Origin of the sequence: Grimontia celer, from assembly GCF_900055185.1 — a bacterium.
Taxonomy (GTDB): Bacteria; Pseudomonadota; Gammaproteobacteria; order Enterobacterales; family Vibrionaceae; genus Enterovibrio; species Enterovibrio celer.
This window is the reverse complement of record NZ_FIZX01000001.1, coordinates 260,369-274,947: the sequence shown is the minus strand read 5'-3', so window position 1 is coordinate 274,947 and position 14,579 is coordinate 260,369. Positions and strand designations below refer to the sequence as shown.

Sequence of the window (14,579 nt, the reverse complement as noted above, 5' to 3'; positions counted from 1 at the left end):
GCGTACCCGGATATGTTGACCGGTGTGGCAAAAAACTGTTTCAGAAAGTGAAGCAGTCACACCTCGAAGCTCAAACCTTGTTGAGTCATAAGGTTCAATACGTGAATTCTTCGAACATCAATCACTGATGTGACAGAAAATCGAATTGGCCAGTCATGTGACGCAAAACAAGGATGGGCGCGGCTCAGTGGGTATCTATCAAAGGACTGATGAGCGATGTATCTATTCCGCGACAAATTTTGCTAAAAGTTTTTCTGGGACGGTTAGTGTGACGTTAATCAACTATCCTTCTCCGATTAGTAAACACCATCTACTTTACACGAATAGGTAGTCTCAAATGTCTAAGCTGGTTCTTGTTCTTAACTGCGGCAGCTCTTCGCTGAAATTCGCAATCATCGACGCACAATCAGGTGATGAGCACCTGTCAGGTCTGGCTGAATGTCTGCACCTGCCAGAAGCACGCATTAAGTGGAAATTGGACGGCAAACACGAAGCTCAACTGGGCGAAGGTGCTGCACACAAAGAAGCACTGAGCTTCATCGTTGAAACCATTCTGGCTTCTAAACCAGAACTGGCTGAAAACCTGGGCGCAATCGGTCACCGTGTTGTTCACGGCGGCGAGCAGTTCACTAAGTCTGCACTGATCTGTGATTCAGTACTGAAAGGTATCGAAGATGCTTCTAGCTTCGCACCTCTTCACAACCCTGCGCACCTGGTAGGTATTGAAGCGGCGAAAGCAGCATTCCCTACTCTGAAAAACGTAGCGGTATTCGACACTGCGTTCCACCAGACTATGCCTGAAGAAGCGTTCCTGTACGCGCTGCCATACAAGCTGTACAAAGAGCACGGTATCCGTCGTTACGGCATGCACGGTACTTCCCACTACTTCATCGCTCAAGAAGCAGCTGCACAGCTTGATAAGCCAGTTGAAGAACTGAACATCATCAACTGTCACCTGGGTAACGGCGCATCTGTGTGTGCAATCAAGAACGGTAAATCTGTAGACACTTCTATGGGTATGACTCCTCTTGAAGGTCTGGTAATGGGTACCCGTTCAGGTGACCTGGATCCAGCAATCATCTTCCACCTGCACGATGCACTGGGTTACAGCGTTGAGCAAATCAACAGCATGCTGACCAAAGAGTCTGGCCTGATGGGTCTGACCGAAGTGACTTCTGACTGCCGTTTCGTTGAAGACAACTACGGCGCGAAAGAAGAAGCAACTCGCGCAATGGACGTGTTCTGTCACCGTCTGGCGAAATACGTTGCTAGCTACACTGCATGCCTGGACGGCCGTCTGGACGCGATCGTGTTCACTGGCGGTATCGGTGAGAACTCTGGCCCAATCCGTGAGCTGGTTCTGAACCGTCTGGCTCTGCTGGGTGTTGAAGTTGACCAAGAGCGCAACCTGAAAGCTCGCTTCGGCGGCGAAGGCGTTATCACTACTGATAGCAGCCGTGTTCCAGCAATGGTTATCTCTACCAACGAAGAGCTGGTTATCGCACAAGACACTGCACGTCTGGCTGAAATCTAATCGCCATTTGATGCAAACATGCGGCTGATCAATGTGGTCAGCCGTTTCAATTTGGCAAAGTTATCTGACTATCTGCCAAATTGAATTATTAACAAAACCCGCGTCTGTGGGTTTTGCTCCCTACATAGTAAAGAGGAATCAAGCGTGTCCCGTACTATTATGCTCATTCCAATCGGCACAGGTGTCGGTCTGACCAGCGTTAGCCTGGGCGTACTGCGTGCGATGGAACAAAAGGGCCTTCGCGTCTCATTTTTCAAGCCTATCGCCCAGCCTCGCCATGGCGATAACCAGCCTGACCTGACAACAACCATCATCGAAGCAAACAGCGACATGAAAGTGGCAGAGCCGCTGACCATGGCAAACGCTGAAGCGCTGATCCGTACCGATCAGACTGACGTGCTGATGGAAGAAATCATCGCCCGCTTTAAAGAAGCAACTGCTGAAGCAGAAGTGGCGCTGATTGAAGGTCTGGTACCTACCCGTAACCATCCTTTCGCGAACCAGGTTAACTACGAAATCGCGAAAACGCTGGATGCGGAAATCGTGTTCATCACCACTCCGGGTACTGACAACCCTGCGCAACTGAAAGAGCGCATTGAAGTTGCTGTATCTAACTTCGGTGGTAGCAAGAATTCAAACATCGCAGGCGTTGTGATCAACAAACACGGCGCACCGGTTGATGAGCAAGGTCGTACCCGTCCTGATCTGTCTGACATCTTCGACGACAACAATGCAGCGAAAAGCAGCAATGTTGAAGTGATGGAGATCTTTAACTCCAGCCCAATCCGCGTTCTGGGTTGTGTGCCTTGGAGCATCGATCTGATTGCAACACGTGCGAGCGATCTGGCGAAGCACCTGAATGCAGAAATTATCAACGAAGGTGAAATCAACACCCGTCGTATCAAGAGCATCACTTTCTGTGCGCGTTCAATCCCTAACATGGTTGAACACTTCCGCGCAGGCTCTCTGCTGGTGACTTCTGCTGACCGTCCTGACGTTATCGTTGCAGCGTGTCTGGCAGCGATGAATGGTCTGGAAATCGGTGCCCTGCTGCTGACTGGCGGTTACAGCATCCCAGAACAGCTGAACGGTCTATGCGAGCGCGCATTCCAAGCTGGCCTGCCAGTGTTCACCACTGCGGGTAACACCTGGCAGACGTCTCTGAACCTGCAAAGCTTCAGCCTGGAAGTTCCAGCTGACGATAAAGAGCGTGTAGAGTTCGTTCAAAACCACGTTGCAGCACACGTTGACGGCAACTGGATTGAGTCTCTGTCTGAAGGCGCTGCACGTGCACGTCGCCTGAGCCCACCAGCATTCCGTTACCAGCTGACTGAGCTGGCTCGTAAAGCGGCTAAGCGTATCGTTCTGCCAGAAGGTGACGAGCCACGTACCGTTAAAGCGGCAGCCATCTGTGCTGAGCGTAAAATTGCGGAATGTGTGCTGCTGGGTAACCCAGAAGAAATCAAGCGTGTTGCTGACCAGCAAGGCGTGGTTCTGGGTTCTGGTGTAACTATCATCGACCCAGAAGCGGTTCGTGAGCAGTACGTTGCACGTCTGGTTGAGCTGCGTAAGAACAAAGGCATGACCGAAGTTGTAGCGCGTGAGCAACTGGAAGACACCGTAGTACTGGGTACTATGATGTTGGAAGCGAACGAAGTACACGGTCTGGTATCTGGTGCGGTTCACACCACAGCAAACACCATCCGTCCACCGCTGCAAATCATCAAAACTGCGCCAAGCGCATCTTTGGTGTCTTCTGTGTTCTTCATGCTGCTGCCTGACCAGGTTCTGGTTTACGGTGACTGTGCGATCAACCCAGATCCAAACGCTGAGCAACTGGCTGAAATCGCTATTCAGTCTGCAGATTCTGCAGCGGCATTCGGCATCGAGCCTCGCGTAGCAATGATCTCTTACTCTACCGGTACTTCTGGTCAGGGTGCAGACGTTGAGAAAGTACGTGAAGCAACGCTGATTGCCCAGCAGAAACGTCCTGATCTTATGATCGACGGCCCTCTGCAGTACGACGCCGCTATCATGGAAAACGTGGCTGCTTCTAAAGCGCCAAACTCTCCAGTAGCAGGTAAAGCGACCGTATTCGTATTCCCAGACCTGAACACCGGTAACACCACTTACAAAGCGGTACAGCGTTCAGCGGATCTGGTTTCAATCGGTCCAATGCTGCAAGGCATGCGCAAGCCTGTTAACGACCTGTCTCGTGGTGCACTGGTAGACGATATCGTTTACACCGTTGCACTGACTGCGATTCAGGCAAAACAAGCGGAAGATGCAGAAGCAGCAACTGAATAAGCTCTCTGACTTCTAGAAGAAAAGCCGACGCAATCGCGTCGGCTTTTTTGTTTCCCTTGGGCTGACAGATGTTTATCCCGTTTTCTTCTTCAGCGCCTTGAGATGTTCCTCTGCAGTCAGGAAGTCGAACTGATTGATAGACTCTTGCAAGCGTTTAAATTCGTCGAGTTGATTACACCACTGTGGAAGATCCTTCGAGAGCGAAGAAAGCTTATCCTGCACACCAATATCAAACTCTTGCAGGCTAGTCTGCAATGCATTGATTTGTTCTACAAGGTACGCATCCAGTGGCTTAATTTCTTCCTGCACGGCAGGCTCGACTTCCACCGAAGCGGCACTCAACGCGATTTCATCAAACTTATCTATGGCCGCGGTGATAAGGTCTTTCAGCTCATTCACTTCAGCTTCAGTGACGACTTCGCCTGCGTTATATTTATCCTCCAGCCCAGAAGCTATTTTGGCGATTTCATCCGCGCCAATATTACTTCCTGCCCCTTTACAGGAATGTGCGAGAATGGCTTTCTCACTGTTGTCAGCATCGGATAGCAATTGCTCCATTGCCGATTGCTGGGATGTGAGAAACAGCGACAGAATTTTAAGGTATTTGGCTTTGTTGCCACCTAATCGCTGCACGCCTTCTCCAAGATTGATGCCGGGTACGTTATCAACCATCAGATCAAACATTGTATCGTCGTATTCCATGTTGACTCTCCTTCGGGTCCGTTCAGCGTCCTCAGCTTCTGCATCAACGGTTGATTCCCCTTTTGATTCCGGTGTTTCGGCAACGGTATCGACCACTTCCGTCGTCGTTTCAATATCTGCCTCTTCCGCCTCTGCCGCTACTTCCGTGGTGTCTTCGGCTTTTTCTGGTTCTGGTTCTGGTTCTGGTTCTGGTTCTGGTTCTGGTTCTGGTTCTGGTTCTGGTTCTGGTTCTGGTTCTGGTTCTGGTTCTGGTTCTGGTTCTGGTTCTGGTTCTGCAAGTGATGGAACCACAGTCTGTTCAATCTGTGTCTCAGATTTCGCTTCTTCCGATGCATCTTTTGATAGCCATTCAATCAGCTTTGCACGAAGCAACTCAAAGTTAATCGGTTTCGCCAAATGCTCATTCATGCCAGCTTCGCGACAAGCAGCCACATCGTGGGCGTCGGTATTCGCCGTCATAGCAAGTATTGGCAAGGACTTCATGCCGAGTTCCTGACGAATAGTCCGAGTAGCCGTTACCCCGTCGACCACTGGCATTTGCATGTCCATCAGGATGATATCGACATGATGCTCTTTCACCATATCGATGGCTTCTGCACCGTTATCTGCCACCAGCACGCTCACTGGCAGGGTTTCCATAGCTCCCAGCGCGACTTCCTGATTGATAAGGTTATCTTCAACCAGCAGCACCACCTTATCCATGATGGCGATTTCTTCTTCCGGGATGTCTTCCAGTTCTAGCTCTGGTAACTCAGAGCGCCCATTTTTTATGGGTTTGATCTTGCGTACTTCTTCGGTCAGAGCACGCATAAATTTAGAAGGGAGCACCGGCATGGTGGTCCAATTGAAGGCAAAGTTCGGTCTGGCATCCGGGATATCCAGACAGTGTTTTTTCCCACACAGAAGAAGCACAGACTGCTCCCGCGACAGGCTGTTGAAAATGGTCGAAATGCTGGATTTCATATCCGGCGTGATGGAATCCCAATCTACCACCACATGCTCGTAGGCACCTCGTTCGATGCTATGTTTGCTGTGTTCGATGTCATTCACATCACGGCATTGGCTGACATTTGCGCCCGCAAAAACCAAAGGCTCTTTCATGTTGTTTCGCAGGGTGGCATTTGGCGACACGATCAAGACACTCTTGGCGGTCAACGCCCTCGCCCAAGCTCCGCCGAGTCTCGACGTTTCGCGAAGGCCTGACTGACACGGTAAGGTGAACGAGAACACACTGCCATCACCCAGTCGACTATCCGCCTGAAGCTCGCCCCCCATAAGCGAAACCAATTCGCGTGCAAGGGTTAACCCAAGGCCCCGACCGCCATGCTCGCGCGACGTTGATGTATCTGACTGGGAGAAAGGTTGAAACAGCGAATCCAGTTCTTTGCGGCGGATACCGATGCCTGTATCACGGATGGTAAAGCGGATTTTCACGTCAGATTCGCGACAGGACTCAAGCGTCACCGAGAGAGTAACTTCTCCTTCCTCAGTGAATTTTACAGCATTATCACCCAGCGCCATCAGCACTTGAGTCAGACGCACCGAATCGGCATCGATAATTTTCGGTATTGCCATATCAAGGTTGACGCAAAACAGCACATCCTTTTCCTGCGCGCGTTCGCCTAATGCATCGGCAACGGGCGTCAGAATCGTTTCCAGGTTGCACTCTACCCATTCGATATGGAGGTTTCCGGCTTTAACATTGGTGAAATCAAGTACGTCATTCACTGCATCAAGCAGTGAATTTGCTGAACTGATCACCCTTTTAATATAGCGCTGCTGCTTCCCTTCAAGACCACTGTCCATCGCAAGTTGGGACATTCCCAGAATCGCATTCAGAGGCGTTCTGAGCTCGTGGGACATGTTCGACAGGAAGTCTCTCTTCGCCTGATGTGCCACGCGCGCTGAACGTTTAGCGATAGAAAGGTCTTTCTCTGTCTGCCGGATTAGCTGCCGTTGATCTTTTATTTGCGCTTGAAGGCCTTTGATGGTGACAGCCCCACGGACCAGAATCACTAAGAGTATGAGGACAATGCCCGTAAGAAGGGGCAACAGGCTCACTCCGTCTCCAGTTGGCGGCAGAGAGGTAGAAGACAAGTAGCCATGCTCTTCTTCCGCCCTCAGGGAATTTGGCAAGAGTGTAGAAGCCGCCATAATGAAAGCGCGGGCTTGTGCTGTGTTCAACACGCCGCCCGCCTTTGCGATAAGTCCTGAGAAAAGCTTTCCGCTGAACGCTTCTACGCCCAAAAAACTGCTTTTGTTCATAGGTTTTGGTCTGCTCGTATGTGGCGCGAAACAGGTGCTTTTACTTTCACACCTCGGCGCTCTGTAACTGCATGTCTCAATTAAAATAATGTGACTCACAATTGGAACATTATTAAGAGTAGACCTAGGATTGAATAAGTGGAAAGTGATTCAGGAACCCGTTAATGGTGTCACCGGAAAACAACTCAAAGAAGCGCGCAACCATATTGGTCGTCGATGATACTCCCGAGAACCTTGTCTTCGTGAGTGAAATGCTCAAAGAGGATTACGAGGTAAAAGCAGCTACCAATGGCCAAACCGCACTTGCCATCGTTGAAAAATTTTCCATCGACTTAATTTTGTTAGATGTCGTCATGCCGGGCATGGACGGCTACGAAGTGTGTCGCCAGATCAAGGCCAAAAAAGGCGGTGGCGATATTCCGGTTATCTTCCTGACTTCCAAATCAAAAGCCGAAGACCAGGAGTTCGGATTTTCTGTCGGCGCGGCAGATTACATCAAGAAACCATTGAGTCCGCCCATCACTATGGCGCGCATTCGTATCCACCTTGAAAACAAAGCATCGAAAGATTTTCTGCATGATCAAAACGAATTTCTGGAGGCTGAAGTTCAGCGCAGGGTTGAGGAACTTAGCGTCATTCAGGATGTGACGATCAATGCGCTAGCAAGCCTTGCTGAGACGCGTGATCAGGAAACCGGTAATCACATCGTCCGCACCCAGTACTATGTGAAAATCATAGCAGACCAACTCTATCTGCGTGGCAAATATCCTGACATTGTCACGCCAGAATACATCACCATGGTGTTCAAAACCGCGCCGCTTCATGACATTGGTAAAGTGGGTATTCCAGACGCCATCTTGCTGAAACCCGGCAAACTGACAGCCGAAGAGTTCGACATCATGAAAACCCACGCCAAGCTGGGTTATGACGCCATTGTGAAAGCCGAAGAGGAAGTCGGCGCGCACTATCCGTTCCTGAGTGCGGCGAAGGAAATCGCTTACGGTCACCATGAGAAGTGGGATGGTTCAGGCTACCCACAAGGGTTGTCAGGCGAAGATATCCCACTCAGCGCACGTTTAATGGCTGTCGCCGATGTGTTTGACGCCTTGGTCAGCAAACGTGTTTATAAAGCAGCGATGACCAATGACGAAGCGTTTGACATTATTCGGGAAGGCAGAGGATCGCACTTCGACCCTCTGTTAGTCGATATCATGTTTGAAATGCAAACAGACTTCATAAAGATCGCAGAGACTTACAAAGACTGACCACCGGGATAATCAGCCCACAGCCAACCAAACGCCTACGCCCATCATCAATGAGCCCGCGATGCGGTTCATCATTCGCACATTACCGCTTTTTTGCAGGAAGTGACGCAGCGTACGGCCACCAGATGCATAAAGCAGCAGGCAACCAAACTCCGTCAGTAAGATGATTCCAATAAGCACCGATAGCTGAGGTGGCAACGCAAGTGAAGGGTTAATAAACGGTGGCAACAGCGAAATCATAAATGCCCAGCCTTTCGGGTTGGCAATGGCAGTCACGAAGCCTTGCATCGCTAGAGTCAGCGGAGACGTATCCGAGTTTGACGTGAAGTCCTGAGGAATTGCCATTTTCCCTTTAGATAGCCACATCTGAACACCAAGGTAAAACAGATATGCGCCACCCAGATACTTCAGAATCGCAAACAACTCTGGGTAATTGAGCATGATCGCCGCCACACCAGCAACAGATGCCAGCGAGACCAAACCTACACCAATCAGCTCACCCCACATCATGTGAAGGCTGCGGCGCACACCAATGCTCATGCCTAGCGTCATTGCCAGGGTCATGCACATACCGGGCGTTACCGATACAAAAAAGAATGTTGGAATAAACACCGCTAACATGGCGATATCAACTGCAGATGCCACTTAATCTCCGGACATAACAAGCATAAAGAAGCGTAGTAGAAACCGAGTCTTGGTTAGCGTCAAGCGGTATTGCTGAGACAAAAAGGCCTCCGATTCTGGAGGCCTTTAAAACTGTGGGATTCACTTTTAGCCGTAAACCAAATCCGGCAGCCAGGTGGCCAGTGACGGCCAGTAAGCCAGCATCATCAACACCAGAATCTGAATAGCTATAAACGGCATCACACCACGATAGATATCCATGGTTGAAATGGAGTCCGGTGCTACACCACGCAGGTAGAACAACGAGAAACCAAATGGCGGTGTCAGGAATGACGTCTGCAAGTTAAGGGCAATCATGATGCCAAGCCATACCGGGTCAACGCCCATGGTCAGAAGTATCGGCGCAACAATCGGGATCACCACGAAGGTGATTTCGATGAAGTCCAGGAAGAAGCCCAGCAGGAACAACACCAGCATAACTAAAAGCATCGCGCCAAACACACCACCCGGCAAGCTGGTGAGGAAGTCGCGAACAATATCGTCACCGCCAAAACCACGGAACACCAGCGCAAACAGCGATGCACCAATCAGGATCATAAAGACCATAGCGGTGACTTCTGTGGTGGTGCGCATGACTTCTTTTAGTATTGCGATGTTAAACATGCGCTTGCTGGCCGCAAGGACAATTGCACCAACGGAACCTACAGAGGCCGCCTCTGTGGGTGTTGCAACCCCTGTCAGAATTGAGCCAAGAACCAATACAATCAGCATCACAGGCGGGATCAGTACGGTCAACACCTGAACAAAAAGCTCTTTGCTGACCTTACGATCTTCTTCTGGAATAGGCGGCACTCGATGCGGTTGGAAAATCGCAACGCCAATCAAGTACACAATGTACAGCCCCACCAGCACAAAGCCGGGTATTAGCGCGCCGAGGAACAAGTCACCAACAGTGACACTCTCCGGAGAGTAAATACCCTGATCAAGCTGCGCCTGCTGATATGCCGAGGAAATCACATCTCCCAGCAGTACAAGTACGATAGATGGAGGGATGATCTGCCCCAAGGTACCTGAGGCACAAATCGTGCCCGTCGCGATACGAGGACAATAGCCGCGCTTCATCATAGAAGGCAGAGACAGCAAACCCATGGTTACCACGGTCGCACCAACGATACCGGTACTCGCTGCCAACAGCATACCGACGATGGTCACCGAAATACCCAATCCACCCGCTAAGCCGCCAAACACCTGCCCCATGGTATCGAGCAAGTCTTCTGCGATTTTGGATTTCTCCAGCATCACGCCCATAAAGACGAACAGCGGGATTGCCACCAGCAGCTCATTGGAGAGCGTGCCAGAGATACGGTTAGGAATAGCTTCAAGGAAAGCTGGGTCAAACGCTCCCGTTGCCGAACCAATGAAGGCAAACAACAATGCAGAGCCACCTAGCGAAAACGCCACCGGATAACCCACCAGCAATACGCCGAAGGTAAACAAGAATAGAAACAGTGCGAGGAACTCGGTCATAGTGCGTGCTCCTCATCGTGATCTTCTAATTGCTTAGCCAAGTCTTGGTGGCCGGTAAGGGTTAACACGGCTCTCAATGACTCCGCGATACCCTGCAGGATCACTAGCGCGGGCATCAGCAATATACTGGTTTTAAAGATATAACGTGCGTCTACACCACCTGCTTCCTGCGAGCCTTCCATAATAGCCCACGAAGCGGAGACATAATCCCACGCGATATAAAAGATAAACACACAGGTTGGTAGCAGTAAAAAGAGAAAGCCAAACAGGTCAACCAAGGCTTTTTTCTTTTCACTCATTGGGCGATAGAAAATATCCACGCGTACGTGAGCACCTTTCAACAGCGCGTAAGCTGCGCCAAGCATAATCACGTAATTATGAAAATAGAGAACGGACTCCTGCATAAACACTGAGCCCGTGTTAAACACATAACGCATCACAACCACCACGAAGGTGATAAGCACAATTGCCAACACGAACCAGGAAACGAAGCGACCCGTCCAATCACTGAATCGATTGATCCTTTTGATCAGGGAAATCAGAAAAGGAGAAGCGGTTTCCATACAACAACTCTTACTTTTTGTTTTTATGAGGGTATTGAAAAAGGCAGTGCCCGGGGCACTGCCTGTTCAACATTATTGCGGATTACGGGCGTTCAGCATGGCTTGCTCAGAAATGGCATGCCAGTCAATTGCCTGATCGCGGAATGATTTGTAAGAGTCGTAAACCTTCTTACTGATTTCATCCACTTCTGCCTGCTCAGCAACCACTTCATCAGCTACTGCTTGCAGTTGAGTCAGTACTTCTTGTGGGTACGGACGGAGCTCTACTTTGTGCTCGTTCACCAGGCTTTCCAGCGCTGCGTTGTTGCGCGCAGTGAACTCAGCCAGCATGTCGGCATTCGCTACACGTGTTGCCGCCAGAACGATAGATTGCAGATCTTTAGGCAGCTTCTCGAATGCTTGCTTGTTGATCAGCGCTTCCAGCGTTGTACCTGGCTCGTGCCATCCTGGGTAGTAGTAGTATTTCGCCGCTTTGTGCAGACCAAATGCCAAATCGTTGTATGGACCTACCCACTCAGTCGCGTCAATCGCGCCAGATTGCAGAGATGGGAAGATTTCGCCGCCCGGCAGCAGTACAGGCGTACCGCCTACACGCTTCAGCACCTCACCGCCCAAACCAGGGATACGCATTTTCAGGCCTTCAAGGTCACTGATTTGGTTGATTTCTTTGTTGAACCAACCACCCATTTGTACGCCAGTGTTACCCGCTGGCATTGGGATGATGCCGAATGGTTCGTAAGCTTCCGCCCACAGTTCCAGACCACCACCGTTGTAGATCCAGCCGTTCATTTCCTGCGCGGTCAGACCAAATGGTACTGCTGCGAAAAATTGACCTGCCGGCGCTTTACCTTTCCAGTAGTAGCCAGCGCCATGACCCATTTCGGCAGTACCACGAGATACTGCATCAAACACATCCAGTGCACCCACCAGTTCGCCGGCACCGTACACTTTTACTTCCAGGCGACCGTCACTCATTTCAGTGATCAGCTCAGCAAGGTTGTTTGCGCCCGTTCCCAAACCAGGGAAGTTCTTCGGCCAGGTGGTGACCATTTTCCAGGTTACTTTTTCTTGCGCAGCGGGTGCAGCTTCAGCTGCCGCTTCCTGCTTTTGCTCACCACAGCCGGCCATGAACACACTGAGTGCTACTGCGGCGGTGGCGAGGAACGAACGACGTTTCAACATGATTTCAGTCTCCTTGCTCGAAATGGCGGTAACAACAGGCAACGCGGAAAGTTGCAAAAGATAGGTGCAGGCTGCCTGTTCAATCCGTGGCTATCTCACTAACTATGCAGTTAATGAGATGTTGCAATAACTTTACTCATTATGAGCCTAGGCAAATAGCTTCATCACAAGGTAGTTTGAAGTCGGTCAAACAATGATCAGGTTTTATTTAACCTTCTGATAGATAACTCCCTATGTAGCCTCCTAATTGCGTGCTACCACGCACTGTTTCTGGGGCTTTCACCTTGTTTAAAATGCACAAAAAAGCCCCTATTCTCAGGGGCTCAATTTTGTTAACTGAAAGCTTGCTTCAAACTCTGCACGCGTCGGAAGATAAGCCAATCGATGCATAAAATTGCAGCCACTGACAAGCCAGCAAGCGGGAACAGCAAACAGATTGCAATCAGGGTTATCGCTCCAACCACCCAAAAACCATTTCCTGCCACAACGGGTGGCGCACCCAGTTTGCGTGAACCATTCGGGCGCCGCTTCCACCACATGACACCACCTGTGATAGATATGGCGATAAAGGCAACACAGAAAAATACATTCAGCGCTTTATTGATGATGCTGATATCCCCCTGATGCAATGCAATGCCTGCAGCCATCGCTTTTGCCATCCAGTTGTAATCTGCAAAGGTAATATCTGCTAACACTTCACCACTGTATTGGTCTATGTGCATGGTTCTGTCTTGCGTTGGGTCGGTGATATCCCCACTCATGGTGTTCGCCGACAAGGTATATACCCCAGTATCCGACTTCGGAAACTTCAGCTTATAGTGGGTAAAACCCACTTCCTTAGCCATGGTCACAACCTGATCGATGCTCACATCCGCAGAGTGCTTGCGCTCCACGTTGGGTTCAGGTGCGCCATGACCACCGTGATGAGAGGTTGGCACTGGCGTTTGCTCAAGGTTCCAAGGCATTTCCTCTTCAGAGCCATGGTTAAGCATCTTATGGGTAATCACTGATTCCGGCGCGTTTTTAGAACGTTCAGCTGGGAAGCTTCCCCAAGGCTGAACAATTTTTCCGCCCCAGATACCTGCCCAGGCAAGACCAGACAATACAAACAGCAGTAATACCACAGATAACGCGCCACCTAGATTGGCATGCAAATCCCGCATGAAAAGGCGCGAACCGCTGTCGGTTCGAATCTTAAGAAAACCGGCTCGGCTTGCCGCGTCTTTCGGCCACCAGAGGTAAATCCCTGACACCAGAAGCAGAATCATAAAACTTGCTGCGGTCTCAATCAGCCGATCACCTAAATCGCCAATCAACAAAGTGCCATGGATATTGTTCGCCAGTTCATACCAACTGTCGCTGCGGTCGATTGTCCCCGTGACTTCCGCTGAATAAGGGTTCACTAAGGCAAAACGGGTTTCACCGCTTGGCAATTGAATAGAAAAACGGCTGACAGTATCTGCCGTGCGCGCTGGAATAAATTGCGTCACCGTTGCTTCTGGAAACGCCTTGTTAACCGCATTGAGCTGTTCAGAAGGTTGCATCGTTTGTCCGCTGGCCTGGACCGTTAACATGTCTCCGTAGCGGGCAGATTCAATCTCATCATCAAACAGCATGACAAGACCGGTAGCGCTCAGCATCAACATAAAGGGAATAACGAAAAGTCCGGCATAGAAGTGCCATCGCCAAGCAGTGAAATATCGCGCTTTTTGGGCAGGCGCAGCCGCTGTTTTGCTCTCACTAACCATGGTTAGTTTTCCTTTCTCATAAGCAAACACACCGCAAACACGCAGTGCATTTTTATAGATGACTTTACTCAGTGGGCTTAGCGCCCTAATTGTTTTTGTTTTTGAACACTCCAAGCCTCATCAAAAGCCGATGTATAAAAGCTTGGAGATTATGAGATTGAGAAAGGTGGGGCACGGGCGATGGGAGATTCAAACCTTACCCTTTGAGCCAATAAAGAGTAGTGCTGATTCCCCACGAATTTTACGTGAGTATGAGTGTCTGTCGTGGTGAGTGTAAGGTGATGACTAAAAGAGAAGTGGCTGAACGGACAAGGCTTTCCATGGTGCTTTCCTTCACCGCTGGTTTCCTCCCCTTCAACCTGAACCAGCTTGAAGCCATTAATAGTACAGAGTGTTTCCCAGACGCCAGCATTGCTGCCATGGGCATTTATCACAGGCATCAGTGAGACCAGCACCCAACTTAAGGCGCTTGCCAACAACATCATTCGTTTAAATGACGTCCTCACATACCCATCCCGTCTGTGAATACAAACGACGCAATATATATCACTAGGTGTATTGATGCAGTGAGCCAGTACAAAAAGGGAGCGATTGATGTGAGGTACGTTAAAAAATAGGTTACAAACCCGCAAAGTTTGGGTATTCCTATCTCATAGTCTTTGCTTCCCTACCAGCTCAAGCCACTCTCAAATCCCTTATCAATCACTTAGCCCTGCAATATACGTTTAGACGTCTAGACGTAAAAATATCTATTGACTTATTTTGAGACAATAAATAGCATCAAACACCAGATAGCCACAAAAACCCCATAACAATCGCTATCTTTTTTACTTTTTATTAACACGATTTTTGCCCAGGAAGG

At 49.8% G+C, this 14,579-nt stretch carries 10 protein-coding genes; 3 read left to right on the top strand and 7 right to left on the bottom strand.

Features of this window, described 5'->3' with window-relative positions; genetic code table 11:
* Positions 1-337 precede the first annotated feature (337 nt).
* Positions 338-1,534 (top strand): acetate kinase, encoded by a 1,197-nt coding sequence (locus GCE9029_RS01270; protein WP_002540979.1) that lies wholly within the window; start codon positions 338-340, stop codon positions 1,532-1,534.
* A gap of 159 nt (positions 1,535-1,693) precedes the next feature.
* The gene (gene pta / locus GCE9029_RS01265) at positions 1,694-3,841 is read left to right on the top strand and encodes a phosphate acetyltransferase (protein ID WP_062660693.1); all 2,148 of its coding nucleotides are present in this window, start codon (positions 1,694-1,696) and stop codon (positions 3,839-3,841) included.
* A 72-nt stretch (positions 3,842-3,913) separates the two neighbouring features.
* On the opposite strand, the gene GCE9029_RS01260 is transcribed toward pta, so the two are convergent.
* Positions 3,914-6,697, bottom strand: a complete 2,784-nt coding sequence (locus GCE9029_RS01260) for a hybrid sensor histidine kinase/response regulator (protein WP_062663080.1) — start codon at positions 6,695-6,697, stop codon at positions 3,914-3,916.
* Between the two features lie 275 nt (positions 6,698-6,972).
* On the opposite strand from GCE9029_RS01260, the gene GCE9029_RS01255 reads away from it, so the two are divergent.
* The gene (locus tag GCE9029_RS01255) at positions 6,973-8,073 is read left to right on the top strand and encodes a response regulator (protein WP_062660692.1); all 1,101 of its coding nucleotides are present in this window, start codon (positions 6,973-6,975) and stop codon (positions 8,071-8,073) included.
* Between the two features lie 12 nt (positions 8,074-8,085).
* On the opposite strand, the gene GCE9029_RS01250 is transcribed toward GCE9029_RS01255, so the two are convergent.
* The 6 genes from GCE9029_RS01250 to GCE9029_RS25725 all read right to left on the bottom strand — a co-directional run bounded on the left by GCE9029_RS01250 (position 8,086) and on the right by GCE9029_RS25725 (position 14,202).
* Complete coding sequence (locus GCE9029_RS01250; protein WP_197475337.1) at positions 8,086-8,694, bottom strand: LysE family translocator; 609 nt, start codon at positions 8,692-8,694, stop codon at positions 8,086-8,088.
* A 150-nt stretch (positions 8,695-8,844) separates the two neighbouring features.
* Complete coding sequence (locus tag GCE9029_RS01245) at positions 8,845-10,224, bottom strand: TRAP transporter large permease (protein ID WP_062660690.1); 1,380 nt, start codon at positions 10,222-10,224, stop codon at positions 8,845-8,847.
* Positions 10,221-10,787 (bottom strand): TRAP transporter small permease subunit, encoded by a 567-nt coding sequence (locus GCE9029_RS01240; RefSeq protein WP_062660689.1) that lies wholly within the window; start codon positions 10,785-10,787, stop codon positions 10,221-10,223. The genes GCE9029_RS01245 and GCE9029_RS01240 overlap by 4 nt, the downstream gene beginning before the upstream one ends.
* A gap of 72 nt (positions 10,788-10,859) precedes the next feature.
* The gene (locus tag GCE9029_RS01235; protein ID WP_062660688.1) at positions 10,860-11,969 is read right to left on the bottom strand and encodes a TRAP transporter substrate-binding protein; all 1,110 of its coding nucleotides are present in this window, start codon (positions 11,967-11,969) and stop codon (positions 10,860-10,862) included.
* 332 nt (positions 11,970-12,301) lie between these two features.
* Positions 12,302-13,717 (bottom strand): PepSY-associated TM helix domain-containing protein, encoded by a 1,416-nt coding sequence (locus GCE9029_RS01230; RefSeq protein ID WP_062660687.1) that lies wholly within the window; start codon positions 13,715-13,717, stop codon positions 12,302-12,304.
* 149 nt (positions 13,718-13,866) lie between these two features.
* The gene (locus GCE9029_RS25725) at positions 13,867-14,202 is read right to left on the bottom strand and encodes a hypothetical protein (RefSeq protein WP_082804241.1); all 336 of its coding nucleotides are present in this window, start codon (positions 14,200-14,202) and stop codon (positions 13,867-13,869) included.
* Between the last annotated feature and the right edge of the window lie 377 nt (positions 14,203-14,579).